Here is a 25,330-nt window from a genome sequence, read left to right on the forward strand (position 1 = left end):
TCCCATCGCCCAAGCGCGATGGAACGGTCAGCCATCGCCGTGGTTCTAAGAGCACGTGCCCGTTCACCCTCGAAAAGTGCCACCCTACATGGAACGACTCCGACCTGAAGACGCCATCGGCATTGCTGCTGATGCGGCGTGGTTCTTGCCCGGCACCGGCGAGGTCAGCAGCCTGCTGAAATCCGCCCTGCATCAGCGTTCGCCTCTCGGCCCGCCGACGCAATGGTCCCACAGCCTGAAGACGCTGATGGCGACCACCCTTCCCGTTCAGGCGCAAATCGTTATCTTCTGGGGCCCGCACTACGTTGCGTTGTACAACGACGCCTACGCCCCCACCATCGGCGACAAACACCCCGGTGCCCTCGGGCGGCCGGCCGTGGAGTACTGGGCGGAACTCTGGGATGACCTCGAACCCTTGCTGCGCGGCGTGCGCGAGACCGGCCAGACCTTCTCCGCCAAGGACCGCCCCTTCTACATCAAGCGCAGTGACCGTGGTGAAACGGTGTATTTCGACGTGTCCTACTCGGCCGTGCGCGAACAGGACGGCTCGGTAGGCGGCGTGCTGTGCATCGTCACCGAAACCACCCAGCGGGTGCAGTTCGAGCGGCGTCAGGCCTTTCTGGTGGAGCTGGGCAAGGCACTGCCTTCGTTCAATGATCCGGATGTCATCCAGGCCCATGTGCTGCGTCAACTGGGCAACGAATTCGACCCTGAGACCATTCGCTTTGCAATCAGCGAGGACGACGGCGAAACCTTCGAGCGCCGCCAGTCCTACGAGCGCGGGCGGCTGTTCCGTGATGGCGAGATCCTGAAATGGGACAGCCTGACCCTGAGCCAGTTGCGCGCAGGCTACGTGATTTTCCACCATGAAAGCGGCGCCCGCAGTGGCATGCCGGACCCTGATATCTTCGCCTTTCTGGAACACGAACCGCCTGCCCGCGTGGACATTCCGGTGATTCACCATGGCAAGCTGACGGCCGTCATGAGCATCAGGCCCGCCGCCCTGGAAACCTTTGGCGGCCACCACCTGCGCCTGACCCGGGAAGTCGCCGAGCTTGCCTGGCTGTGGATCAACCACGCCAAGGGCGAGCGCGATCTGCGGCGGCTCAATGAAGAACTCGAAGAGCGCGTGGTCAGCATCGTCGGCGAACGGGAAAGGGTCCTGGCGCAGTTGCACGAGTCGCGCAAGATGGAGATGGTCGGGCAGATCGGCGGCGGCATCGCCCATGACTTCAACAACCTGCTGACACCGATCCTGGCTTCGCTGGAACTCATCGGCCGCAGGACTGACGACACCGGCACCCAGAGACTGGCCAGCAGCGCCATGCAGGCCGCCGAACGCGCAAGGGCGCTGGTGGGCAAACTGCTGACCTTCGCCCGCCGCCAGACCCTCAAGCCCGAGCGCGTGAGCCTGGGGCACCTGATAGGCGAGCTCCAGGACCTCGTCGAACGCTCGCTGGATGCGGGGATCGACCTCGACATCGCGATCCCTTCCAGCCTGCCCGAGGTGTTCGTGGACCCGCAGCAACTGGAACTGGCCGTGCTCAACCTCGCCGTCAATGCCCGTGATGCCATGCCCGAAGGCGGCCGGTTGTCGATAACCGCCGCCGAGAAGTCCCTGTCCGCGCCCCATGGCTCGATGCCCGCTGGCCATTATGTCAGCCTGACCGTGGCTGACACTGGCTGCGGGATGACGCAAGACATCCTGCAGAGCTGCCTGGAACCCTTCTATTCCACCAAGGGCGCGGGCAAAGGCACCGGGCTCGGGTTGTCGATGGTTCAGGGCCTGGCGGTGCAATCGGGTGGCGGGCTCGATATCGCCTCCCGCCCCGGCGAAGGCACACAGATCACCCTGTGGCTGCCGCTCGCCTGACCTCAGCCCCCGTCTGGTCTGGATCTGTGGGAGCGGGCTCGCCCGCGAAAGGGGTCAGGCCCCCTCGTGACGTCAGGCCTGACGCATTCGCGGGCGAGCCCGCTCCCACAGGGTTTCGGTACACCCGGAATTTGCGATCACCCCCGGCCCCGTAGCAGCACGGCTTGCCGGCGTCGGGGCCTTTGAGATCGCCAACGCCGGCAAGCCGGACCGCTACAACGGCTTTTGACGTACTCCAGATCTATTCACGGCCTCGAGATCGCTCCCGCGGGCAAGCCCGGCTGCTACGGTGGTCTTCGCCGTTCCACGGATGCGCGCCTGACCGCGGCCCCGTAGCAGCACGGCTTGCCGGCGGGGGCGGCCTTCTGATCGCCAACGCCGGCGAGCCGGACTGCTACGGGGAAATTGAATGAAGGGTTGAGGGCATTGGCCAGCGCCTCGGGTTTTTTCTATCATGGCGCCTCGAATCCTGCCCGAGGTCACCATGAACACGCCCCTTTTTCGCGACGCCACCCCGGCGGACGTCTCCCGCTGCTATCAGATCGAGACCTCGGCCTACGAAGGCGACGAAGCCGCAACCCGGGAAAAGATCGCTATCCGCATCGACCAGTACCCGCAAGGTTTCCAGATTCTGGAGCTGGACGGCGAAGTGATCGGCTTCATCAACGGCGGCTGCGCCTATGAGGTGGTCATGTCCGATGAGGCGTTCAAGGAGCTGATCGGCCACGACAGGGACGCGCCGAATGTGGTGATCATGTCGGTGGTGCTGGACCCCGCCCATCAGGGCAAAGGCTATGCCTCGCTGATGATGCGCCACTTCGTGCAACACATGCGCGGCCTGGGCAAACGCACCATCCACCTGATGTGCAAGGATCGGCATGTCGAGCTGTACACACGCATGGGCTACCGCTACGTCAGGCCGTCGGACTCCGACCATGGCGGCATGGCGTGGCATGAAATGGTGATGGAGCTCTGATCCATCACTCGACGCTCAACACCTTGCACATGAACACCCGGGCGAAGCCGTTCTCGGTCGCCCGGTGTGTCTCGCGATAGCCAAGCCTGGTGTAGATCTCGACGTTCTCCACCATCCGCTCATGGGTATACAGCCGCACCGCGTGGCAGCCGTTGTCCAACGCATACTCCTCACAGAACGCCATCAGCCGCTTGCCGCCGCCTTTGCCCTTGAAACCGGGCGCGACGGCGATGTTTTCCAGCAGCAGCCCATCGTCCTCGACAAGCATCACCAGCACCCCGACCACCTGCCCGGCATCGGTCAGCACGAAGGTGCCGGGCTGCGCCACCACCTGCCGGTAGTCATCGAGCATGGGCGCCGGCTTGCGGCCGATGCGGGGAATGTACGGGGCGTAGGCGTCGTGGACCAGAGCCGTGATGCTGTCGACATCTTCGGGGCCAGCGCGGCGAATGACGGGGTCGTTATGCAAGCGTTCTCTCCCGGGCCAATGACGATTGTGAACGCCAAGCATGGGCCAGAAGATGCACGCTTGCCAATGCCGGTACCGGAGAAAAACAACGCAGGGGCTGACCCTAAGCGGCCAGGCGTGGTGGCCGAGAACGGGCAGCCCCTGGGTTGAAACTAGCCCAGCTCGCGCTTGAGTTGCTCGCGATCCAGAGCGCCATCCCAACGGGCCACGACCAGCGTCGCCACACCGTTGCCAATCACGTTGATGAGCGCTCCGCCTTCGGAAATGAAACGGTAGACGCCCAATACCAGCACCAGCCCGGCCGCAGGAATCACATCCACCGAAGCCAGAGTCGCCGCCAGGGTGATGAACGCACCGCCGGTAACGCTGGCAGCGCCCTTGGAGGTCAGCAGCAGGATCAGCAACAGCGTCACCTGGTGATAGAGCGACACGTCGATATCCAGCGCCTGGGCGATGAAGATCGCCAGCACCGTCATGTTGATGCAGCTGCCATCCAGGTTGAAGCAATAGCCGGACGGTACCACCAGGCCCACCGTGGACTTCTCGCAGCCGAGTTTTTCAAGCTTGCCCATCAACCGCGGCAAGGCCGATTCGGATGATGAAGTCCCGAGCACAAGCACCAGTTCCTCGCGGATGTATTTAAGGAACTTCCAGAGGCTGAAACCTGCAATCCGCGCCACGACATTGAGCACCACGAACACGAACACAAGCCCCGTGACGTAGTAGCACACCAGCAGGTTCACGTAGGCGCCCAGCGACTGCACGCCGTATTTGCCGATGGTGAACGCCATGCCGCCGAACGCCCCCAGCGGCGCCAGGTACATGACGATCTTCAGCATGCGGAAGAACGCCTTGGCCACAAGGTCAATGGTGTCCAGCAGTGGCCGCCCCGCCTCCCCCAGCAATTGCAGACCGAACGCGAACAGGACCGAGATAAACAGGACCTGCAGGATCTCGCCATCGGCAAAGGCGCCGAACACCGTGCTCGGCACGATATGGGTGATAAAGCCCACCACGCTCTGGTCATGAGCGGCCTTGGCGTAACCGGCGATGGCCGTGCTGTCGAGGGTGGCCGGGTCGATGTGCATGCCCACTCCGGGCTTGAACAGGTTGACACCGATCAGCCCGATGACCAGCGCGACGGTGGTCAGGACTTCGAAGTACAGCAACGACTTGAAACCGATCCGGCCAATTCGTTTCAGACTCTGCATGCCGGCGATGCCGCTGACGACGGTGCAGAAGATGATCGGCGCGATCAGCATCTTGATGAGCTTGATGAAGGTGTCCCCCAAAGGCTTCATCTGCTCGCCCAGCGCCGGGCTGTAATGCCCCAGGATCACGCCGAGGATGATTGCGAACAGTACCTGCACGTACAGGTGGTGATAGATCGGCTTGCGCCGTGCCGTTGCGGGGGCAGCGGCAAGGGTGTCGATTGAAGAGCTGATTGTTTTTGTCATGGCTCTACCTGATGGGGTTGGATTTTTGAGGTCGCGGCGGCTCAGCTCACCACATTGACGGGCTTGCCGGCCGCGAAGGCCGCGATGTTGCTGGCCAGGACGGTTTTGAGCCGGGCCACGCTGCTCTGGCTGGCCCAGGCCACATGCGGCGTCACCAACAGATTGGGATGGGTGTGATGCAGCAGCGGGTGGTCGGCACGGGGCGGCTCCACGTGCAGCACATCCAGTGCCGCGCCAGCCAACTGGCCGCTCTCCAGCCCCGCGAGGACTGCGTTTTCATCGACGAGCGCGCCCCGTGCAGTATTGATAAGGACAGCGCCTGGCTTCATCCGGGCAATTTGCCCAGCGCCAATCAGATAGCGGGTCTGGGGTGTCAGCGGGCAATGCAAGGTCAGTGCATCGGACCTGGCCAGCACCTCCTCGAAGGCCGTATACCCTTCCCTTATCCGCTGGGCACCCTGGTGCTCGGCGAACAGCACATTGATTTCAAGCGCTTTCGCCAGACGCGCCACGCGGCTGCCGATATCGCCGCGTCCGACGATGCCAAGGGTCGATCCCTGGAGGTCTTCGATAGGCGCGCCGTGTACGCAGAAATGCGAAGACTCAGGCCACTGGGTGGCGGAGAAACTGCGGTAAGCGAGCAAATGGCGACGCAGGGCGAACAGCGATGCGATGACCGATTCGGCGACACTGACAGCGCTGTACGCCGGAACGTTGCAGACCGTGATGCCCTGATCGCGACAGGCCGCGATGTCGACGCAGTCGTAGCCGGTCGCCGCGACGCAAATCAGTTTCAGGCCCGGTAGCTGTTCCAGCGTCGCACGATCCAGACGCACCTTGTTGGTAATAGCTGCATCAGCATCCCGCAAGGCGTCGAGCACCTGGTCGGGCGATGTTTTTTCACGCAGGTTCCAGACCGAGGCTTGCGCCGGGCGCGGCAAGGCAGACGGCAGGCTCGCGCCGTCGAGAAATACGATGTTCATGGCGTATCCTTTATTGTGCGTTCGGCGCGAGCGGCTCGGAGATCTCGATGAGGTTAAGGTCCGGATCGCGCACGTAGACCGAACGGATCGGCCCGGTGGCGCCGGTGCGCTGCACGGGGCCTTCGATGATCGGCCAGGCCTGGGCCTGAAGGTGGGCGATCACTTCATCGAGCCCGACACTTGCGATGAAACACAGGTCCAGTGCGCCCGGTACCGGCAAGTGCGCCTTGGGTTCGAACTCACGTCCGCGCTCATGTACGTTGATCTTCTGATCACCGAAACGAAAGGCGGTCCGCCCGGCGCCGAAGGTCTCGAGGCGCATCCCCATTACCCGCACGTAGAAGTCCTTGCAGGCAGCAATATCGGTGGTGGTCAGGACCAGATGGTCGAGGTGGTGGATCATGGCGCACGCTCCAGTTCGGCGTTGGCGACTTGCCTGCTCAGTGAATGAACATGCTCGGGGATCGGGTGCAGGTCCAGGCGGCGGCCGGCCTTGAGGATCTGACTCGGCGTCGGGTGGCCGATCAGCCCGGGCAACCTGGCCGATGCGGCCAGCACCCGATCCAGATCCATGCCGGTGTCGTACCCCATCAGGTCCAGCATATGGACCAGATCTTCCATGCAGACGTTGCCACTGGCGCCAGGTGCGTAGGGGCAACCACCCAGCCCGCCCAGGGAGGCGTCGAAGCGGTCGATTCCGGCCTGCAACGCGGCGAGAGTGTTGGCCAGGGCCATGCCCCGCGTGTTGTGAAAGTGCAGCGTGAGCTGCAACTCGGGAAAACGCTCACGGACCTGCCGCGACAGTGACTCGACCTGCGAGGGGTAGGCCATGCCCGTGGTGTCACACAGCGTGATGCCACGCACGCCCAGCACCGCAAAACGCTCGACCCAGCCCAGCACATCCCGGGCAGGCACGTCGCCCTGCATCGGGCAACCGAACACCGTCGACAGCGATACGTTCACCGCCACCGGACTCTTCCCGACAACAGCAATCACCTCTCTCAACTGCTCAAAGGACTGCTCGCGGGTCATGCGCAGGTTCGAACGGTTGTGCGGCTCGCTGACCGACATCACCAGGTTGGCTTCGTCGATACCGCAGCCAAGCGCTCGCTCCGCGCCGCGCACGTTGGGCACCAGCACCGTGTACTCCACTCCGGGCTTGCGCCGGATACCGGCCATCACCGCCTCGGCATCGCGCAGCGCGGGGATGGCTTTGGGCGAGGTAAACGAGGTGACTTCGATCTTGGCGTAGCCACACTCGCTGAGCGAGTCGATCAGGGCAATCTTGTGCTCGGTTTCGATAAAAGTCTTTTCGTTCTGGAAGCCGTCACGGGTCGCGACTTCCTGCATGAACAGGCGTTTCATTACGCTCACTCCTTCTTGTTGTCGTCAGATCACGCCACGGGCGCGCCAGGCTTCACGGGTGCGGGCGTCGATGCCCAGCCCTTGCAAGACCTGTTCGGTGTGCTGGCCCAGCGTGGGTGCACGGGACCGCACGCTTCCAGGTGTAGCGTCGAGCTTGGGCACGATGCCCGGCAGGATCACCGGTGTACCGTCGTCCAGTTCGCTGCAAAGCAGCATGTCGCGGGCCTGGTAATGAGGATCAGCGGCGATGTCGGCGGCATCGTAGATCTTGCCCGAGGGAATGTTGGCGTCTTTTAGCCCGGCCAGTACCTCATCCAGAGAACGCTCGGCAGTCCAGGTCGAAATCGCGGCATCGATCCGCGCCACGTGCCGCACACGACCATCGTTGTGCATCAGCTCAGGATCGTCGGCCAGGTCCATGCGCCCGATCTTTTCCATGAGGCGTCGGTAGATGCTGTCGCCGTTGCCAGCGATGAGGGCGTATTTGCCGTCCACGCAACGATAGGCGTTGGTCGGCGCGATACCCGGCAGGCTGCTTCCGGCAGGTTCGCGCACGGTGCCGAACACCGAATACTCCGGAATCAGGCTTTCCATCATGTTGAACACCGACTCGTACAGTGCGACGTCGACCTGTTGCCCCGCTCCGCCGTTGCACTCCCGATGCCGCAACGCCAGGAGCACGCCGATGACACCGTGCAAAGCCGAAAGCGAATCACCCATCGAGACGCCGACGCGTACCGGCGTACGACCGGGCTCGCCCGACAGATGCCTCAGCCCGCCCATGGCCTCCCCGATGACGCCGAAGCCGGGCAGGTCGCGATAGGGGCCGGTCTGGCCATAGCCGGAGACGCGCAGCATGATCAGGCCGGGATTGATGGCTGCGAGCGCGTCCCAGCCCAGGCCCCACTTTTCAAGGGTTCCGGGGCGGAAGTTTTCGATCAGGATGTCTGCGTCCGCAACCAGTTTCCTGACCACGTCGTGGGCTTCGGCCTGGCGCAGGTCGAGGGTCACCGATTGCTTGTTACGTGACTGGGCGGCCCACCAGACGGAGGTGCCGTTATGCAGCAAGCGCCATTTGCGCAGCGGATCACCGCTGGCAGGAGGCTCGATCTTGATCACTTGCGCGCCAAATTCGGCGAGGATCTTGGCGGCGAAAGGGCCGGCAATCAGTTGGCCCATCTCGACCACCTTGATGCCTTCCAGGGGTAGGCTCATGACGTTTTCCGTTCTTGTTGGATTCGATGAGCCGATCATCCACGCAAAACCTTCGAGTGAGAATTTCAAAGTTTTCCACTACCCTTTCCAAAATGGAAAAGGAAACAGCTCCATGCTCAATCTCCTGCCGCTGGACTTCGTGTCACTGCGACTGTTGGTACTGACTGCCGATCACCAGAACCTCACCAAGGCCGCCGACGCGGCCCACATGACGGTGTCGGCGGCGAGCAAGCGCCTGGCGGAACTGGAAAGGCTAACCCAGTGCACGCTCTTCGTGCGCCTGCCAAGGGGGTTGCAGTTGACGCCCGCGGGCAAGGGCCTGGCCGAACACGCCCGCCAACTGCTCGACGGCGCCCAGCGCATGGCCCACGACGCCAGTGATTACGCCAGCGGAGTGCGGGGGCACGTGAGGTTGTTCGCCAACACCTCGGCGGTGATTCAGTTCCTGCCCCAGGACCTGACCCGTTTCCTGTCGACGAACCCTCATGTCCGTATTGGCCTGGAAGAAGCCCTCAGCGAAATGACCATAGAGGCCGTGGAAGACGGCCGCGCGGACATCGGCATTTTCGCTGACAACATCCCGGCCCCCAGGCTCGAAGTGCGGCCTTATCGAAGAGACCGTCTGGTGGTGCTGGTGCCGCAAGCCCACCCCTTGGCCCGGCGCGAGCGCGTGCATCTGGTGGACACCCTGGACTACGACTACGTCGCGCTGAATCAGGGCAGCTCGCTGCTCAGGCGCATCAGCGACGCCGCCACCCGCACCGGCAAACTGTTGAAGGTGCGCATCCAGGTCTCCAGTTTCGATGGCATCTGCCGGATGATCGATGCCGGATTAGGGATCGGTATCCTGCCGCTGGGCTCCGTGCAGCCCGGCCTGTTGGACGCCAAACTTCGCGCTATCACGCTGGAAGACGAGTGGGCCGCCAGGACATTGTTCGTGGGTGTGGCCGACGCGGCCAGATTGTCGCCGGAAGCGGCCAACCTGTTCAGCTACCTGAGTGATCTGGAGCCGCCCGCGCTCGGTTGACCGCTACGAGCGAGCCTCAAGGCTCCTTCTTCAACGCAGGCAAATTCCACCCATACCTGAGCGACAGCATGCGCACCCCCGTGCACAGGGCAATCGCAAGCCAGGGGCTGAAGCGATCGTCGATCACCTGGGTATCGCCCAGCAACTGGACGAACGCCCCGGCAAACGCTGCAAGGGCGTAGATTTCCTTGGTCAGGATGGCGGGTACCCGGCCCAGCAGGATGTCGCGGATCACCCCGCCACCCACTGCCGAGATGACCCCGAGCACGATGGACAACTCGACATGGGGAATGTGGGCGAAGGTCTTGTGCACGCCGAATGCGGCAAAGAAGCCCAGGCCCACCGCGTCGAAAAACAGCGTGGGCTGCGCCAGCTTGAGCAGCTGGTTCTGGAAGAACGCCGCCAACGCCACCGCGACGATCACCAGGCTCAGGTATTCGATGTTCACCAGCCCCGCCGGTGGAAACACGCCGATGCACAGGTCGCGAATCACCCCGCCGCCGCACGCGGTGACGAATGCCACGACGAACACGCCGAAGATATCCAGCCGTCGATGGATCGCCGCCATCGCGCCGCTCAAGGCAAAGACGAAGGTGCCCATCAGATCGATATAGCGAAAGACTTCAAAACCCATCGAGCCGCCCTGCCTGACGTTGTGTGGCGATGCGCGCTGAGCATGGGGGGTTATCCGCGAATCGGCAAGGTCGACGGATCAATGAGGGTGAACAGTCCAGGCCACCAGCCGGGCAACCACCGGGCGCACGATGAGCACGCAAACGAACGCTGACGGCATGGCGACCCGATAGGCATTCATCACGCTTTCCATGTAATGTTCGCCCATACCGGATTCGGCAAGGGTAATGACCAGGCACATGAGAAACGCCATGATGGTCGCCATGTAGAGGGCGAACACATAGGGGGTCATGTGCTTGGGGAAGCGAATGCGCGAGGTTTTGGTGGCTGTGGTGTTTTCCATTGAGTGCTCTCTGTCAGTCACTGGGGTTGAGTGAGCGGCTAAGCTAACAACTCACTGGACGCCTCGGTAGACGCCTAATGCTTGATTGATCATTAAGTAAATTCTACGAATACAAGCAGCAGACAGAAGGGATTCAATGGACATTCTGGGTCTGATCAACACCTTTATCCGGGTGATCGAAAACGGCAGCATCGCCGCAGCGGCCCGCGCCCAGGGCATGAGCCCGGCGGCGGTCAGCCAGAGCATTACGCGGCTGGAAACCCACCTGGGTGTGCGCCTGCTTTCGCGCACCACCCGCAGCATGGCACTCACCGAAAGCGGTGCGCGTTACTTCGAGAAGGTGCGGCACATCCCCCATGACATCGAGCTTGCGTCCCAGGCCGCTGCGGTCGCTACGGCGCCACAGGGACCGTTGTGCATCGCCACGACCTCGGCTTTCGGGCGATACGTGCTCGCACCGCTGCTGCCGGCATTCAAGGCGGCCTATCCGCGCATCGACATGGAACTGATCTGCACTGACCGGCGTGTCGATCACAGGCTGGAGGGCGTTGACGTCAGCCTGCGCATCGACGCGCAACTCAACGAGCAACTGATCGCCCGGCGCATCGCCTCGATCCCGTTCGTGTTCTGTGCCTCGCCAGACTATCTCGAAGGCGCGGGGGTGCCGACAACGCCGGAAGACCTGCAACACCACGCCTGCCTGGTGTTTCGCTACCCCACTGACGGGCGCTTTCTGCCCTGGCATTTCAGGCGCGATGGCCAGCGCTTCGAGGCCAGGGTCAACCCCGGATTTGTCTGTGACGACATCGACACCATCGCCCAGATCGCCTTGAACGGCGGCGGGATCGCACGGCTGGCCAGCTTCATTGCCCAGCCCCTGATCGACAGCGGGCGGCTGGTGCCGCTATTCGAACCAGCCAGCCGCAGCGCCACCTGGGCCGAATCCGAACCCATGCAGGTTTACGCCTGCGTCAGCGAGCGATCAGCATTGAACGCCAGGGTGCGGGCGTTTATCGAGTTCGTCGAGCATGCCATGCAAACCGACTGGCCCGTCAGCCCATCAGAAACTTGAACGCCCACAGCGCCGCCATCCCCAGCGCCAGCGTCAGCACCGTGCTTTTCGTGGTCCAGGCCACCAGCGCCGCGACGCAGGCTGCGGGCAGTTGCGGGTTGCTCGCCACCCATTCGCCCGGCCCTGCGGGGTAGACGACTGCGGGCAACACCAGCGCTGACAGCACGCTGGCCGGCACGTAAGGCAATGCGCGGTTGAGCAACGCCGGAATGCGCCAGCGGCCGTGGATTTCGACAAAAGACAGGCGCAGCAGGAAGGTGCCGATCCCCGCGCCCAGAAACATGCCCCACATCGACAGATCGTTCATGGCGTTTGCCCCTCGACTTGCGGCGCGCGGTTGCGCAGGTTCTCGGTCAGCAGCCCCGCCGCGACCCCGCCGATGGCTGCCGTCACCAGCCCCAGGTTATAAGGCAAGCGGGCTGCCAGCACGGCCAGCAACCCACCGACCACCGCAGCCGCAAGACTCGGTACGTTGCGGATCGCAGGCACTAGCAGCGCCAGGAACGACAGCGGTATGGTGAACCCCAGTGACCAGGCCTGCGGTACCTTCGCCCCCATCAGGATGCCCGCCAGCACTGACAGGTTCCACACCAGCCACATGGCAAGGGCGGTGCCTGCATAGAAATGATGGGCGAAACGCCCCAGCTCCCCTGAGGACAGCTTGAAGCTGCACAGCGCGAAGGACTGGTCCGACAGCAGATTGGACAGTGGCCAGGTCCAGCGGCGCGGCAGCCCGTGCAGGTGCGGAGCCATTGACGCGCTGTACATGATGAAACGCAGATTGATGATCAGCGCCGTCACTACGATCGCCACCGGTACCACGCCCTGATGGAGCAGTTGCAGGGCAACCATCTGCGCGGAGCCCGAATAGAAGATCAGGGTCATGCTCATGGCGGTGGCCGGCGACATGCCCATGTCGATGGCCATGACCCCCGTCACCAGCCCGAACGGCACAACGCCCGGTGTCAGGGGCAGCAGCGCGCGCACCCCGGCCATGAACGCAGCTGTTGCAGATCCGAAAGCCATGTGGGTCCTCATTGTTATTATTGCCAACTCAGGCGCCCGCAAGCGCGTTGTGCGATAGAGTGTAAGCGCCGCTGGTGGATGGGCAGAACCGACTTTTTCTTCGCACAATCAGGCATTTTTTGTTATGGCCAACGGCCTTTTACCCGACCACGCTTTGATGAAGATGCCCTCGTTCAAAGCGATGCGCTCGTTCGTGGCAGCCGCCAAGCACCGCAATTTCTCCCGGGCCGCGCAGACCCTGTGCGTCACCCAGGCGGCGATCAGCCGTCAGATCCGCGACCTTGAGCTGTACCTGGGCACCGAACTGTTCATCCGCACCGGGCGCGAATTGGAACTGACCGAACAGGGCGTCGCGCTGTTCGACGCCGCGCAGTTGTCGTTGCTCAACATCTTTCAGGCCACCGAACGCATCCGCCGGGAACAGCACGACAGCCGTCGCATCACCATGTGCTGATCGCCTGCGCTGTCGGCGCTGTGGCTGTCGCCCAGGCTTCGGGATTTCATCGAGGCCAATCCGGACGTCGATCTGAACGTCATCACCACCGCGCATTTCCTCAACATGGAACCGGGCATTCACCCCGATATCTTTATCACCAAGCGCACCGACGCGCGTCCGGGCTACCTGCATATCCCGCTGTTTCACGAGACTGTATTTCCGGTGTGTACGCCCGCGTTCCTGGCCGCCAACCCGCAGTTGTGCACGCCCGAAGGCATGCGCCAGAGCAGGCTGCTGGACCTCAACCCTTATGGGCGTTCGCAGTTGTCCGAGCAGGTGGACTGGGACGTGTGGTTCGCCTTCCAGTCCCCGGACCTGCACATCCCCGCCGCCCGCAGCCAGCCGTATTTCAGCAGCAACGACTACAACCTGCTGATTCAGATGGCCCTGGACGGGCAAGGGCTGGTGCTGGGCTGGGATCACCTGATCCGCCATCACCTGCAGCAAGGCCGGCTGGTGCGGCCAGTCGAAGACCAGATGATCCTGCGCGAATCACTCCAGTATCTGGTGATCAACGAACAGCAGGCTCAGGATCCTGCCGTGGGGCGGCTCAAGGACTGGCTGATCGCGCAGTTCGCCTGAGTCGCCCGGCGCACCGAGCGATCAGGGCTCGACTCCTTCCAGTGCATTGCCCACCGTCTCGATCAACAGATCGGCATGTTCGCGCTCGAAGGCCAGTAACGGCCGGATCTTGAGAATGTTTTCCAGAGGGCCGGCGGCGCTGATCAGCACACCCTGCTCGCGCATGGCGTTGACCACCTTGCGCGTCTGCGCCGCTGCCGGCTGCTTGCTGGCTCGATCGGTGACCAGTTCCACCCCGAGAAACAGCCCGGCCCCGCGCACGTCGCCGATGATCGGATAACGCTCGGCCAACTGACGCAGCCCTGTCAGCAGGTACTGGCCCATCTCATGGGAGCGGCTCTGCAACTGCTCGTCGCGGATCACGTCCAGCACCGCCTGGCCTGCGGCGCAGGACACCGGATTGCCGCCAAAGGTGTTGAAGTAGCGCATGTTCTTGCCGAAGTGATCGACCACCTCCGCCCGCCCTACCAGCCCGGCAATAGGCTGGCCGTTGCCCATGGGTTTGCCCAGGGTCACGATGTCCGGCTGCACGCCGTGGCGCTGGAAGCCCCACATGTTCAGGCCCGTACGGGCAAAGCCGGACTGGACCTCATCGGCGATGTACAGCAGCCCCTCGGCCTGGGCCAGCGCGATGCCCTGGGCGAGAAATCCCGCAGGTTCGGCCAGCACACCGTCACTGGCAAAGATGCCGTCGAGCAGGATCGCCGCCGGACGAATGCCCTGGGCGCGCATGTCCTCGATGGCCGCCTGCACATCGGCGGCAAACACCTGCGCGACATTCTCGGCTCCCAGGCGATACGCATCCGGCGCACGCACCGTTCGCACGTGGGGCGGCAACACCATGGCAGGCCCCAGTGAAGGCGAGAGTTCAGCGATATCCCCGGTCACCCCGTGATAGGCGAACCGGGTGATGATGACCCCGGTGCCGCCCGTGAACTGCCGGGCGATGCGCAGGGCCAGGTCGTTGGCCTCGCTGCCGGTGCAGGTGAACATCACCCGCTGCAAGTGCTCGGGAAAGGTGCCCAGCAACTGCTCGGCGTAGTCGATAATGCCTTCCTGCAGATAACGGGTGTGGGTATTGAGCTGGGCGGCCTGGCGGGCAATGGCTTCCACCACTCGGGGATGGCAGTGGCCCAGGGACGCCACATTGTTATAGGCGTCCAGATAGCGCCGCCCCTGATCGTCATACAGCCACACGCCCTCGCCGCGCACCGTGTGCAGCGGATGCTCGTAGAACAGCCGGTACGCCGTGCCCAGCACCTGGCTCCGGCGTTCGATGAGCTGCCTTTCGTGCTCCGAAAGACGCTCGGCATCGCCTGCGGTAAATCCGTTGATCATGCTCATGGGCTCACCTTCTGCCGGCATGCGGCAACTATTCTGTCGTGGATCTGGGCGTCGGACACCTCGGCCAGCCCCATCAGGCTGTCCCGGGCACGGTACGAATTGCGCAGGATGTACTCGCGGTTATCCGGGTGCAGGTCCGCCCGCCAGAAGTTGATGCACAGCGACAGCGCTAGGCGCGTCGAGATCAGCACCGGCAGCAGTTCCAGCTCGTCGATGCCCAGCGGATTGACCCGATGATAGGCGCCGATCATGTCCAGTGCCGGCTCCAGCACATCCCCCGCTCGCCCCAGCTGATAGGACGCCGCGACCGCCAGGTCGTTGACCCGCGGCGCGTGAACCATGTCGCCGAAGTCCAGGATATTGCGCAGTACGTCTGGCTGATCCGGATCGACGATGATGTTGTGCGGATTCATGTCGTTGTGAATCACCTGTTTTCTCAAACCGGAAAGCCTGGGCCGCGCCTGCTCTTCGAAGCCCTCGAGCCTGCGGCGAACCTGGTCACGCAACGCGCCCTGCTCGATATGGGGCAACAGCGGCTGCATGCGTTCGGCGTGCTGCATGTCCCACAGCAGCACGTGCCCGGCGGCCGGGTGGTTGAAGCCTTCCAGAGCGATGTCGAAACGGGCCAGCGCGTGGCCCAGGTTCTGGCGAAACAGCGGCGAGGTGTGGCCTACGCGATGCAGCGGCAGGCCATCGACAAACGACAGCAGCCTGACCAGCATGGGCTGACCGTCGATCTCGACCTTCTCCACGAACTCGCCGTTGAGCGAAGGGTAGACGCGTTGCACCGGCAGATCGGGGTCGCGCTGCTCGATCAGGCGCATGGCCTGGTTGTGGAAGTCCACCACTTCGGGGCTTTCCAGAGGGTGGGACATCTTCAGCAGGCGCGACGAACCATCGGCGAGCATGACCCGGAAATTCAGGTCGCGCTCGCCGCCCATTCTTTCCAGGCTCGCGCTCAGGCCATAGCATTGTCTGAGCACCTCAAGGACCTGCGCCTCGGTCACTTTCGCCGGGGCAGCCTGCAACAGACAGGCTTGCGTCAATACAGTATCGAGCGACATCTTCTGGCTCCTCGCTCAGGTAATACGGGCCTGCCTGCAACCACACAGGCCCGCTGCATCATTTGTTGGCCCAGGCAGTGAAGCGCTCTTCCAGGTCTTCGCCGTGATCGATCCAGAACTCCGCGTCGGTGGCCCGGGCGTTCTGCAGGTTTTCAGGTGAGGTCGGCAGCTTCTTGCCCACCGCAGCATCGACCAGCGGCACCGCGTTCTTGTTGCTTGGCCCGTAGGGAATCGTCTCCACGAAATTTTTCTGCTGCACAGGCTCGCTGGCGAACGCAATGAACGTCTCGGCCAGCGCCTTGTTCGGCGAGCCTTTAACGATGGCCCAATGGTCCAGGTCATACAGGCTGCCGTTCCACTGCATCGCGAACGACTGGCCGTCATTCTGCGCCGAAGTCACACGGCCGTTGTACGCCGAGGTCATGACCACGTCACCTGCTGCCAGCCACTGCAACGGCTGGGCGCCGGACTCCCACCACTGGATGTCGGGCTTGATCTGGTCCAGCTTGCGAAACGCCCGCTGAACGCCTTCCTCGGTGCCGAGCACCTTGTACAGGTCTTCCTTGGCGACACCATCGGCCAGCAGCGCGAACTCAAGGCTGAACTTGGCGCCACGGCGCAGGCCGCGCTTGCCCGGATATTTCTTCACATCCCAGAAATCGGCCCAGCTCTGGGGTGCATTCTTGAACTTTCTGGGGTCGTACGTCAGTACGGTAGACCAGATGAAAATGCCGATCCCGCAATCACTGACGGCGGCGGGGAGAAAATCCTCTTTCTTGCCGATGCGCGACCAGTCCAGCGGCTCGAACAGGCCTTCGCTGCAACCGCGCAGCAGTTCCGGGGTTTCGACTTCGACGACGTCCCAACTGGTCTTGCCGGTGTCGGCCATGACCCGGATCTTGGCCATCTCGCCGTTGTAGTCATCGGCGGTGATCGCGACACCCTTTTGCGCGGTGAACGGCGCGTAGAACGTCTTCTCCTGCGCCTGGCGGTTGTTGCCGCCAAAGGAAACCACGGTGAGTTTTTCGGCGGCGCTCGCGCTGCCTGTGAGCGCGGTAAGCGCGGTGAGTGTCAGTACAGCTGCAAACTTTTTGTTCATGCGTCTCTCCACATTCGCTACGTGCGTTAGCGGCAGCTTTAAGGATGGCAGGTCGTTTTTTGTTTTTGGCAGCGGTGTAGCGGTCAGCGCCGGGCGTCGAGCGTCCGGTGGCTGGCGTCAGGGATGAGCCTGGGCGCGGCTCATTAGTACCATATTTGGAATATGATGCATCATAATTTTTTGTGGTGTAGGCTGAGCCCTGCAATCCACTTCCAGGAGGCGCGACTATGACCGGGCAACGAACACTGCTTCTGACAGGCGCAAGCCGCGGTATCGGGCATGCGACGGTGAAACATTTCAACGCGGCGGGCTGGCGGGTCTTCACCGCTTCCCGGCAGGACTGGACCGGAGGTTGTCCGTGGGCCGAGGGGCTGCTAAACCATATTCATCTGGATCTGGAAGACATCGACGAGGTGCGCCGCAGCCTTCCGCTGATCCGCGAAAAGCTCGGTGGCCGGCTGGATGCGCTGGTCAACAACGCAGGTATTTCGCCCAAGGGCGAGAACGGTTCACGGCTGGGCGTGCTGGAGTCCGACTACGCGACCTGGCTTCGGGTATTCAACGTGAACCTGTTCTCCACCGCGCTGCTCGCCCAGGGCCTGTTCGATGAACTCAAGGCGGCCCAGGGCTCGGTCATCAACGTGACGTCGATTGCAGGCTCGCGAGTGCACCCGTTTGCCGGGGTCGCCTACGCCTGCTCCAAAGCCGGGCTCGCGGCGCTGACCCGGGAAATGGCCCACGATTTCGGCCCCCATGGCGTGCGGGTCAACGCCATTGCGCCGGGTGAAATCGAAACCTCGATTCTGTCGGCGGGCACCGAGCTGATCGTCGAGCGTGACATCCCCATGCATCGCCTGGGCAGGCCGGAGGAAGTCGCCTCGCTGGTGCATTTCCTCTGCACCAACGGCGCGGGGTACATCAATGGCGCGGAAATCCACGTCAATGGCGGCCAGCACGTGTAAGGCGCTGGAAATCCCGGCCGGAAACTCCCATCATTCAGGCCGGGCATCTGCCGTGAACGAGCAATACATGAGCCACCCCTACCCCATCCAGACCCTCAAACACGCCTACCTTGGCAGCGGGATCTACGAGCTGCTGCGTGAATCGCTGATCACCGGGCGCTTTCAGCCCAACGACCGCCTGCGCATTCGCGATCTGGCCGAGCAACTGGGCACCAGCGTGACCCCGGTACGCGATGCGATCCTGCAACTGGCCAAGGAACAAGCGCTGATCCTGAAAACGCCGCGGGACATTCGCGTGCCCATGCTCACCGTGGCGCAATATGCCGAGATTCGCAGCATCCGCCTGGCGCTGGAGGGCCTGGCCGCAGAAACTGCCGCCAGCCTCGTCAGCGATGCCGAGCTGATCGATCTGCAAGCCTGCATCGACACAAATATCGCGGCGATCAACGCCCAGGATCTGCCGGCGGCTCTCAAGAGCAACCAGGAATTTCACTACGCCCTGACCCGCATCGCCCGCATGCCGGTACTGGCGGGCATGCTGGACAGCCTGTGGATGCGCACCGGCCCCTTGATCGCCCAGGCCTACGCAAGCTTCAACGAACGCATGGCCATCGATCATCACTGGGAAGTGCTCGACGCGCTCAAGCGCCGGGACGGACCGGCGGCACGTGCGGCGATCTGTTGCGACATACTGGACGGCAACCAGAAGATGGTGGAATACCTGCAAGCGGGTGAAGCCAATACCTAGGCCAGGAGTTCAGTGATCCACTGAATCTGGCGGGTCAGTTCCTGGACTTTCTGTTCGGGAACGGCCTGGGCGCGGGCGAATTGAGCGAGGGTGCGCTGCTTGAGGCGCAACATGCGCTGCCACTTGAGCAGGAAATCGGCGCTGCGCAGTTGCATCTGCAGTGGGCCGAAGTAGAGTTCGCGGTCGCTGTAGGTTACGGGCCCCGAGGGTTCGGCGACGATGATCTCGTAGAAGAAGCGATTCTCGTGCAGCACCTGCTCGGCCACGATGCGATAACCCTGGGCCATCAACCAGAGGCGCAGCGGCTGCTCGCCGCCGTTGGGTTGCAGGATTAGCAGTTCCCGGCCATTGAGGCGTGCATGATCCTGTTCGAGGATGTCGCGAATGGTCTCGCCGCCCATGCCGCACAGGGTGATCGCGGTGATTGCATCCTGTGATTCGATGGCCGCCAGACCGCTGGCCAGACGCACGGTGATCTGCTGTTCCAGGCCGTTGTCACGCACAGTGCGCTGCGCGGCGTGATAGGGCGTCAACGCCACCTCACCCGCCACCGCCGTCGATATCACGCCACGCTTGACCAGCGCCACCGGCAGATAGCCATGGTCCGAGCCGATATCCGCCAACCGCGCGCCCGCCGGCACATAGGCCGCGACACGCTCAAGGCGCATGGACAATGTCTGTTCGTTCAACCGCCGTTCCTCAACCCACACCACCGGCACCCACCACCGGATCGGGCCGCGATTGTGCCGGGCACATCCCTGGACAGCAAGCCGGACACACCTCCCCACGGCGTCGACCTTGCGGACGCCCCCGCCGGCAAGCCGTGCTGCTACGGACGGATGCGCGACACAAATCTCCAACACACCCCACACCCCGTAGCAGCCGGGCTTGCCCGCGGGAGCGATCTTCAGGGCGCCGACGCCGGCAAGCCGGACTGCTACGGACGGATGTGAGGCACAAATCTCCAACACACCCCACACCCCGTAGCAGCCGGGCTTGCCCGCGGGAGCGGTTCTGAAAACGCCCCCGCCGGCAAGCCGTGCTGCTACGGACGGATGGGCGACACAAATCTCCAACACACCCCACACCCCGTAGCAGCCGGGCTTGCCCGCGGGAGCGATCTTGCGGACGCCCCCGCCGGCAAGCCGTGCTGCTACGGACCGGATGCGAATCACAAATCACACGCACACCCGATCCTCACGTAGCAGTCCGGCTTGCCGGCGATGGCGATTCTGAAAACGCCCCCGCCGGCAAGCCGTGCTGCTACGGACGGATGCGCGACACAAATCTCCAACACACCCCACACCCCGTAGCAGCCGGGCTTGCCCGCGGGAGCGATCTTCAGGGCGCCGACGCCGGCAAGCCGAACGGCTACGGGCAGGGGCTAGCCCGGTTGATGACTGGTCACGCAATGTATCCCGCCGCCACCGGCGGCAATGGCGTCGATGTTGAGTTGCACCACTTCGCGGTTCGGGTAGAGCCGGGTCAGCAGGTCATAGGCTTTCTTGTCCGCCGCCTTGTCGCCAAATTCGGGAGCGATCACTGCGCCGTTGATGACGAAGTAATTGATGTACCCCGCCGCAAAATCCCCATTGCCCTTGTTGAACTTGCTTTTGCGCGGATTGAGCGGCGGCGACACGGTGTGCACCTGCAGCGGACGTCCGTCGGCGTCGGTGGCGGCCTTGAGAATCTCAAGGTGCGCCAGGGTGACCTTGTGATCATAGGACTCGGGGTCTGTGTCCAGGTTGGCAAGCACCACCCCGGGACTGATGAAGCGCGCATAAAAGTCCACATGAGCATCCGTGATGTCCTTGCCCTTGATGCCCGGCAGCCAGATGATCTTGCGCAGCCCCAGCCGCTGCTTCAACTCCTTTTCGACGTCGGCCTTGCTCCAGTCAGGGTTGCGGTTGCTGTTGATCCAACTGCTTTCAGTCATGATCCCAGTGCCGTGGCCATCGACCTCGATACCGCCACCCTCGCCCACCAGCTCGCTGCGCTGATAGCTGGCCTGGGCCTCACTGGCGACCCGCCGAGCGATCTTCGCATCCTTGCCGTGCTGCTGTTTGTCGCCCCAGCCGTTGAAGTTGAAATCCACCGCGCCCAGCGCGCCGTTGTCGTCCACTACGAAGTTGGCGCTGATATCCCGCATCCAGATGTCATCCAGTGCGGCGGTCACGTAGGTGACGTTGGCGCTGCCGCAGTGCTCTTCTGCCAGGCTGCGCTCGCTTTCGCGGCAGAACACCGTGACCGGTTCGAAACGGGCGATGGCACGGGCAATACGTCCCAGCGCCGCCTGTACATCTTCAGTGAAGTCCTCCCAGATCGCATCCTGCGCACCAAAAGCGATGAATGCCCGTTCGTGCTTTTCGCCTTCGTCGGGCATGAACCAGCGGCCCTGCCCCGCGGCCAGGAGCCTGGCCGGTGACAGGCCCAGGCCCATGACGGCGGCCCCCACGCTGGCAGCGACGGATACCTGTTTGATGAACTCTCGACGGGTCGGCATGAATAGCTTCCTGAATCACTTTGCAGTTGCGGTTTTGAATTGTGTCCAGGTGCGCATGCGTGCCCGCATGTCGGCCTGGGGAATGTCTTTGCCCGGAATCAGGCGTTTATAGGTGGCTTCATCAAGATAGATGTCCGGGTTGTCGCGCATGGAAGCATCGACCATCGGCCGCGCCTTGGCGTTGGAGGTCGGGTAGCCGGTGAAATTGCTGATGGCGGCCATGTTCTCCGGGCGCATCACGAAGTTGATGAAAGCGTAGGCGTAGTCCGGATGCCGGGCGTCCACGGGAATGGCCATGGTGTCCATCCACACCGTGGTGCCCTCCCTGGGGATGCGGTACTGGAAGCGCGTAGTCTTGCCGGCGCTGTCCGAGGTGCGCTGGGCCTGGGTCATGTCGCCGCTATAACCCAGCGACAGGCACAGGTTGCCATTGACCAGATCGGTCACAGGCTGCGACTGGAACTTGCGAATGTAGGGCCGCAGCTTGCGCAGCAGGTCACTGGCGGCGGCGAGGTCTTCGCGCTTGCCGCTGCGTGGATCGCGGCCCAGGTAGTTGAGCACCACGGCCAGCACTTCGTCGGGGGAATCGATCATCGAGATCCCGCAATCGGCGAATTTCGCCGCCAGTTCCGGCTTGAACAACATGTCCAGGCTGTTGACCGGCGCATCGCTCATGCGCTGCTTGATCTGCTCGGCGTTGTAGGTCAGGCCGATGGTGCCCCAGGTGTAGGGTACCGTGGCCTGGCTCGAATGCTCGTAATGGTTGTGCAGCGCCTGCAAACCGGGCTCGATGTCGCCCAGCGCGGTGATCTTGCCCTGATCCAGCGGCTGCAGGCTGCCGGCGCGCATCAAACGCTCGGCCACGGTGTCGCCGGGAAAGATCAGGTCATAGCCACTGCCGCCGGCCAGCAGCTTGGCCTCCAGGGTTTCGCTGCCGTCCATCACGTCGTAGATCACCCGGATGCCGGTCTCAGTGGTGAAACGGGTGAGCGTGTCTTCGGCAAAATAGTCGGCCCAGTTGTACAGCCGCAGGATTTTCTCCTCGGCCTGAGCGGCGGGGATTGCGCAGGCCAGAGCCAGTGCGCCAAGCAAATATCGGCTAGCGATGCCCATGTCAGACTCCTTGCCCGTTCCAGCGTGAATGAAGGCGACGACCGTCCTGGCTCAACAGCGCCCCGTACATCTCCGGGCGACGATCGCGGAAGATGCCCCAGGTCAGGCGCTCCTGTTCCATGGCCGCCAGGTCCAGGCGCTGCAACGTCACGCCGCCGCGCTCACGGTCCGCTTCGGCGAGCAGCTTGCCCTTGTGATCGCAGATGAACGAGGAGCCGTAGAAGCGCATTTGCAGGTCCGCATCGCTGGCCGCCACTTCACAGCCCACGCGATTGGACGCCATCACCGGCAGCAGATTGGCCGCAGCGTGGCCGCGCATGGTCATCTGCCAATGGTCGCGGGAATCCAGGGTGGCGCAGCCGGGCTCGGAGCCGATGGCGGTGGGAAACAACAACACTTCGGCGCCCATCAGCGCCAGGCAGCGCGCCGTTTCCGGAAACCACTGATCCCAGCAAATGCCTACGCCGAGGCGCGCGAATGCGGTGTCCCAGACCCGGAAACCGGTATCGCCGGGGCTGAAATATTCCTTCTCCTGATAGCCGATGGCATTGGGAATATGGGTCTTGCGATACACACCCAGCAGGCGGCCGTCGGCGTCGGCCACGCTCAGTGAGTTGAAGTAGGCATTGCCGGCCTTCTCGAACCAGCTCAAGGGCAGCACCACGCCCAGCTCCCGGGCAAGGTCGGCGAAACGCTTGAGGATGGCGCTGTTGCCGTACTCCTGAGCCAGCGCCAGGTGCCGGTGGTCTTGCTCGATGCAGAAATACGGCGTGGCGAACAGTTCCTGCAGCAGAATCACCTGGGCGCCCTGAGCGGCGGCTTCACGCACCAGTTGTTCGGCGCGGTCGAGGTTCTTCGGCAGATCCCAGGTGCACGGCATTTGCGTGGTGGCGACGTTGATCACGGTCATGGCTCAGGCCTCCACCGACCAGGCAGGCTGCTGCTGGGTGATGCAATGCACCCCGCCGCCGCCGTGGGCCAGATGGTTGATGCGCACCGGCACCACCTCACGACCGGGGAAGGCGTAGGCCAAGGTCTGCGCCGCGACCTGGTCTGCCTCGATCCCGTAAGCCGGCATGATGATCGCACCGTTACAGATGTAGAAATTGGTGTATGACGCGCAGAACACGTCGGCCTCCGGGTCCACCGCCTCGCTGGCTTCGAACAGTTCGATCAGCTCGAAGCGGCGGCCTCGCGCATCAGTGGCCAGCTCCAGCGCCCGGCGATTCTCTCGCGCCACCTTGGCATATACCGAGCTCTGGTCGCGGGTGGCATCGACCAGCAGCACGCCGGGGCGGGCAAAGGCGCAGACGCCATCGACGTGGCCGTCGGTCATGTCGCCGGTCACGTAATCCGGATCGCCCGGCAGCCAGATGGTCTTGGTCACGCCGAGCAGGCGGCTGAACACTTCCTCGAAGTCGGCCTTGGTCACGCCCGGGTTGCGATTGGGGTTGAGCAGCACCGATTCGGTGGTGATCAGCGTGCCCTCGCCGTCCACATGAATCGCCCCGCCCTCATTGGCCAGCGGCGTGCCAAAGCACTGTCCGCCCAGCAGGTTGAGCACGCGGCGCGCCAGGCCTTCGTCCAGGTCGTGGACCGATTTACCGCCCCAGGCGTTGAAACGCCAGCTCACCCCAGCCAGCCCCTGTTCAGGGTGGCAGACGAAACTGGGGCCGGAGTCGCGGCACCAACTATCGTTGACCGCCAGCGGGATCAGCTCGATGTTCGGTCCGCACAGGCGTTCGGCGCTGGCAACGGCGCTGGGGTCGACCACCATCTTGACCGGCTCGAAGCGGGCGATGGCGTTGGCCACTCCGGCGAAGTCTTCCTGCACCTGTGGCAGGGTCACGCGCCAACCCGACTCCCACAGCGCCTGATTGTGCGGCCACACCATCCAGGTCGCTGCGTGGTTCACCCATTCGGCGGGCATGCGCCAGCCGCTGCTGTTTTTGTTGTTCTGCTGCATGGAAAAAGCCCTTAGAGTTAAGCCATTGTGTTCAATGGCAACGGCCGTGCTGGCGTTGGATTCCATGCTACGTGCGGCAAAACAGGCGGACAAACGATGGATTTTGCCGAAAACTGATTAGGGGAGCTTATCGATCATGCTTAAACACTGGCCACCACTCAGCTCGCTTCGAGGCTTCGAAGCGGCCGCCCGACTGGGCAGTTTTCACAAGGCGGCCGAGGAGCTGAACCTCACTCAGTCCGCGATCAGCCAGCAGATTCGCAGCCTTGAGGCGTATCTCGAACAGCCGCTGTTCTACCGCAGCGGGCGCAGCGTCAGCCTGACCGACGCCGGCCACGACCTGCTCAGCACCACCCAGGCCATGCTGCAACAGCTTGCGGTGGGCATCCGCCGTCTGGGCCAGTATCAGAAGCCCAACCAGTTGGTGCTCAACACCACCCCGGCCTTTGCCCGGCACTGGCTGTTGCCTCGCCTTGGGGAGTTTCGGCTTGAGCATCCGCGGATCGACCTGTGGCTGTTCACTACCGATGAAGTGCCAGACATGGCGACCCAGACCATCGATATCGCCGTGCGCGACGACATCAGCTCCCAAGCCGAATGCAGCTTCAAGGTACTGCACGCCGACCGCCTGTACCCGGCGTGCCACCCTGACCTGCTGTCAGTGGCCCCCGAGCTGCGCACCACCTTGCACGGCGAGCGCGAGATGGACTGGAGCCACTGGGCGGTGGAAGCCGGGGTCGATGTCGGGCAGCAGGATCAGGGGCTGAATTTCTCCGATCCGGGCCTGTTGCTGGACGCCGCCTGCAGCGGACTTGGCATCGCACTGGTCAGCCAGTTGGTCGGCCAGGATGCCCGCGCCAAGGGGCTGTTGCAGCCGCTGGTTGAGGGCACTATTCGCGGGCCGAACTGGGCCATGCTGACCCATCGCGACAGCGAAAACGACCCCATGGCGCGCAGCTTCAGCCACTGGCTGCAGGCGCAGTTGAGCCGCGATTGAGCGCGCGCAAGGCTCAA

24 protein-coding genes and 2 pseudogenes are annotated in these 25,330 nt (G+C 63.3%); 8 read left to right on the plus strand and 18 right to left on the minus strand.

The window, feature by feature from the left end; all coding sequences use genetic code 11:
- Window positions 1–88 precede the first annotated feature (88 nt).
- Both NPS29_RS01670 and NPS29_RS01675 read left to right on the plus strand, forming a co-directional pair.
- Window positions 89–1,864, plus strand: a pseudogene (locus tag NPS29_RS01670) (ATP-binding protein); the annotation flags it as partial.
- A gap of 493 nt (window positions 1,865–2,357) precedes the next feature.
- Window positions 2,358–2,849: a GNAT family N-acetyltransferase gene (locus tag NPS29_RS01675; protein ID WP_274130314.1), complete on the plus strand. Its 492-nt coding sequence runs from the start codon at window positions 2,358–2,360 to the stop codon at window positions 2,847–2,849.
- 4 nt (window positions 2,850–2,853) lie between these two features.
- Here NPS29_RS01675 and NPS29_RS01680 read toward each other — a convergent pair whose 3' ends face one another.
- The 6 genes from NPS29_RS01680 to NPS29_RS01705 form a co-directional block, all read right to left on the minus strand.
- Entirely contained in the window at window positions 2,854–3,318 is a 465-nt protein-coding gene (locus NPS29_RS01680) for a GNAT family N-acetyltransferase (RefSeq protein WP_274130315.1), read from the minus strand.
- A 152-nt stretch (window positions 3,319–3,470) separates the two neighbouring features.
- Window positions 3,471–4,775 carry a C4-dicarboxylate transporter DctA gene (gene dctA / locus NPS29_RS01685; RefSeq protein WP_274130316.1) on the minus strand — a complete coding sequence of 435 codons (1,305 nt, stop codon included), beginning with the start codon at window positions 4,773–4,775 and terminating at the stop codon, window positions 3,471–3,473.
- A gap of 41 nt (window positions 4,776–4,816) precedes the next feature.
- The gene (locus tag NPS29_RS01690; RefSeq protein ID WP_274130317.1) at window positions 4,817–5,758 is read right to left on the minus strand and encodes a D-2-hydroxyacid dehydrogenase; all 942 of its coding nucleotides are present in this window, start codon (window positions 5,756–5,758) and stop codon (window positions 4,817–4,819) included.
- Between the two features lie 10 nt (window positions 5,759–5,768).
- Entirely contained in the window at window positions 5,769–6,161 is a 393-nt protein-coding gene (locus tag NPS29_RS01695) for a VOC family protein (RefSeq protein WP_274130318.1), read from the minus strand.
- Entirely contained in the window at window positions 6,158–7,123 is a 966-nt protein-coding gene (locus NPS29_RS01700; protein WP_274130319.1) for a hydroxymethylglutaryl-CoA lyase, read from the minus strand. The genes NPS29_RS01695 and NPS29_RS01700 overlap by 4 nt, the downstream gene beginning before the upstream one ends.
- Before the next feature lie 24 nt (window positions 7,124–7,147).
- Window positions 7,148–8,338 carry a CaiB/BaiF CoA transferase family protein gene (locus tag NPS29_RS01705; RefSeq protein ID WP_274130320.1) on the minus strand — a complete coding sequence of 397 codons (1,191 nt, stop codon included), beginning with the start codon at window positions 8,336–8,338 and terminating at the stop codon, window positions 7,148–7,150.
- A gap of 112 nt (window positions 8,339–8,450) precedes the next feature.
- Between NPS29_RS01705 and NPS29_RS01710 the strand changes: the two genes are divergently transcribed.
- The gene (locus tag NPS29_RS01710) at window positions 8,451–9,365 is read left to right on the plus strand and encodes a LysR family transcriptional regulator (protein WP_274130321.1); all 915 of its coding nucleotides are present in this window, start codon (window positions 8,451–8,453) and stop codon (window positions 9,363–9,365) included.
- Between the two features lie 16 nt (window positions 9,366–9,381).
- Here NPS29_RS01710 and NPS29_RS01715 read toward each other — a convergent pair whose 3' ends face one another.
- Together NPS29_RS01715 and NPS29_RS01720 are read right to left on the minus strand one after the other, a co-directional pair.
- Window positions 9,382–9,999 (minus strand): trimeric intracellular cation channel family protein, encoded by a 618-nt coding sequence (locus tag NPS29_RS01715; RefSeq protein ID WP_274130322.1) that lies wholly within the window; start codon window positions 9,997–9,999, stop codon window positions 9,382–9,384.
- A 78-nt stretch (window positions 10,000–10,077) separates the two neighbouring features.
- Window positions 10,078–10,341: a DUF2798 domain-containing protein gene (locus NPS29_RS01720; RefSeq protein WP_274130323.1), complete on the minus strand. Its 264-nt coding sequence runs from the start codon at window positions 10,339–10,341 to the stop codon at window positions 10,078–10,080.
- 136 nt (window positions 10,342–10,477) lie between these two features.
- Here NPS29_RS01720 and NPS29_RS01725 point away from each other — a divergent pair, with 136 nt between their 5' ends.
- The gene (locus NPS29_RS01725; protein ID WP_274130324.1) at window positions 10,478–11,413 is read left to right on the plus strand and encodes a LysR family transcriptional regulator; all 936 of its coding nucleotides are present in this window, start codon (window positions 10,478–10,480) and stop codon (window positions 11,411–11,413) included.
- Here the strand turns inward: NPS29_RS01725 and NPS29_RS01730 are convergent.
- Both NPS29_RS01730 and NPS29_RS01735 read right to left on the minus strand, forming a co-directional pair.
- Complete coding sequence (locus NPS29_RS01730; RefSeq protein WP_274130325.1) at window positions 11,394–11,720, minus strand: AzlD domain-containing protein; 327 nt, start codon at window positions 11,718–11,720, stop codon at window positions 11,394–11,396. The two genes, NPS29_RS01725 and NPS29_RS01730, sit on opposite strands and share 20 nt — an antisense overlap.
- The gene (locus tag NPS29_RS01735; protein WP_274130327.1) at window positions 11,717–12,439 is read right to left on the minus strand and encodes an AzlC family ABC transporter permease; all 723 of its coding nucleotides are present in this window, start codon (window positions 12,437–12,439) and stop codon (window positions 11,717–11,719) included. Before NPS29_RS01735 ends, NPS29_RS01730 begins: the two co-directional genes overlap by 4 nt.
- A gap of 124 nt (window positions 12,440–12,563) precedes the next feature.
- Here NPS29_RS01735 and NPS29_RS01740 point away from each other — a divergent pair.
- Window positions 12,564–13,517, plus strand: a pseudogene (locus NPS29_RS01740) (LysR substrate-binding domain-containing protein).
- A gap of 21 nt (window positions 13,518–13,538) precedes the next feature.
- On the opposite strand, the gene NPS29_RS01745 reads toward NPS29_RS01740, so the two are convergent.
- The 3 genes from NPS29_RS01745 to NPS29_RS01755 are packed head-to-tail and all read right to left on the minus strand — an operon-like array spanning window position 13,539 to window position 17,024.
- Window positions 13,539–14,861, minus strand: coding sequence for an aspartate aminotransferase family protein (locus NPS29_RS01745; RefSeq protein WP_274130329.1), 1,323 nt, complete (start codon window positions 14,859–14,861; stop codon window positions 13,539–13,541).
- On the minus strand, window positions 14,858–15,925 hold the full coding sequence (locus NPS29_RS01750) for a phosphotransferase (protein ID WP_274130331.1): 1,068 nt from the start codon (window positions 15,923–15,925) through the stop codon (window positions 14,858–14,860). Before NPS29_RS01750 ends, NPS29_RS01745 begins: the two co-directional genes overlap by 4 nt.
- 58 nt (window positions 15,926–15,983) lie before the next feature.
- The gene (locus tag NPS29_RS01755) at window positions 15,984–17,024 is read right to left on the minus strand and encodes an ABC transporter substrate-binding protein (RefSeq protein ID WP_274130333.1); all 1,041 of its coding nucleotides are present in this window, start codon (window positions 17,022–17,024) and stop codon (window positions 15,984–15,986) included.
- A gap of 227 nt (window positions 17,025–17,251) precedes the next feature.
- Here NPS29_RS01755 and NPS29_RS01760 point away from each other — a divergent pair, with 227 nt between their 5' ends.
- Together NPS29_RS01760 and NPS29_RS01765 are read left to right on the plus strand one after the other, a co-directional pair.
- Window positions 17,252–17,986, plus strand: coding sequence for an SDR family NAD(P)-dependent oxidoreductase (locus tag NPS29_RS01760; RefSeq protein WP_274130335.1), 735 nt, complete (start codon window positions 17,252–17,254; stop codon window positions 17,984–17,986).
- 67 nt (window positions 17,987–18,053) lie between these two features.
- Complete coding sequence (locus NPS29_RS01765) at window positions 18,054–18,734, plus strand: GntR family transcriptional regulator (RefSeq protein ID WP_274130337.1); 681 nt, start codon at window positions 18,054–18,056, stop codon at window positions 18,732–18,734.
- Here NPS29_RS01765 and NPS29_RS01770 read toward each other — a convergent pair.
- The 5 genes from NPS29_RS01770 to NPS29_RS01790 form a co-directional block, all read right to left on the minus strand.
- Window positions 18,731–19,423, minus strand: a complete 693-nt coding sequence (locus NPS29_RS01770) for a tRNA (adenine(22)-N(1))-methyltransferase (RefSeq protein ID WP_274130339.1) — start codon at window positions 19,421–19,423, stop codon at window positions 18,731–18,733. The genes NPS29_RS01765 and NPS29_RS01770 overlap by 4 nt on opposite strands.
- A gap of 695 nt (window positions 19,424–20,118) precedes the next feature.
- Window positions 20,119–21,237 carry an agmatine deiminase family protein gene (locus NPS29_RS01775; protein WP_274130341.1) on the minus strand — a complete coding sequence of 373 codons (1,119 nt, stop codon included), beginning with the start codon at window positions 21,235–21,237 and terminating at the stop codon, window positions 20,119–20,121.
- A 15-nt stretch (window positions 21,238–21,252) separates the two neighbouring features.
- Window positions 21,253–22,350, minus strand: a complete 1,098-nt coding sequence (locus tag NPS29_RS01780; protein WP_274130343.1) for an extracellular solute-binding protein — start codon at window positions 22,348–22,350, stop codon at window positions 21,253–21,255.
- A gap of 1 nt (window position 22,351) precedes the next feature.
- Window positions 22,352–23,260 (minus strand): N-carbamoylputrescine amidase, encoded by a 909-nt coding sequence (gene aguB, locus NPS29_RS01785; RefSeq protein ID WP_274130345.1) that lies wholly within the window; start codon window positions 23,258–23,260, stop codon window positions 22,352–22,354.
- Window positions 23,261–23,263: 3 nt separating this feature from the next.
- Window positions 23,264–24,316, minus strand: coding sequence for an agmatine deiminase family protein (locus tag NPS29_RS01790; RefSeq protein ID WP_274130347.1), 1,053 nt, complete (start codon window positions 24,314–24,316; stop codon window positions 23,264–23,266).
- 136 nt (window positions 24,317–24,452) lie between these two features.
- Between NPS29_RS01790 and NPS29_RS01795 the strand changes: the two genes are divergently transcribed.
- Complete coding sequence (locus NPS29_RS01795) at window positions 24,453–25,313, plus strand: LysR substrate-binding domain-containing protein (RefSeq protein WP_274130349.1); 861 nt, start codon at window positions 24,453–24,455, stop codon at window positions 25,311–25,313.
- Window positions 25,314–25,330: the final 17 nt, after the last annotated feature.

Source organism: Pseudomonas putida (assembly GCF_028682175.1).
GTDB classification, from domain to species: domain Bacteria; phylum Pseudomonadota; class Gammaproteobacteria; order Pseudomonadales; family Pseudomonadaceae; genus Aquipseudomonas; species Aquipseudomonas putida_AD.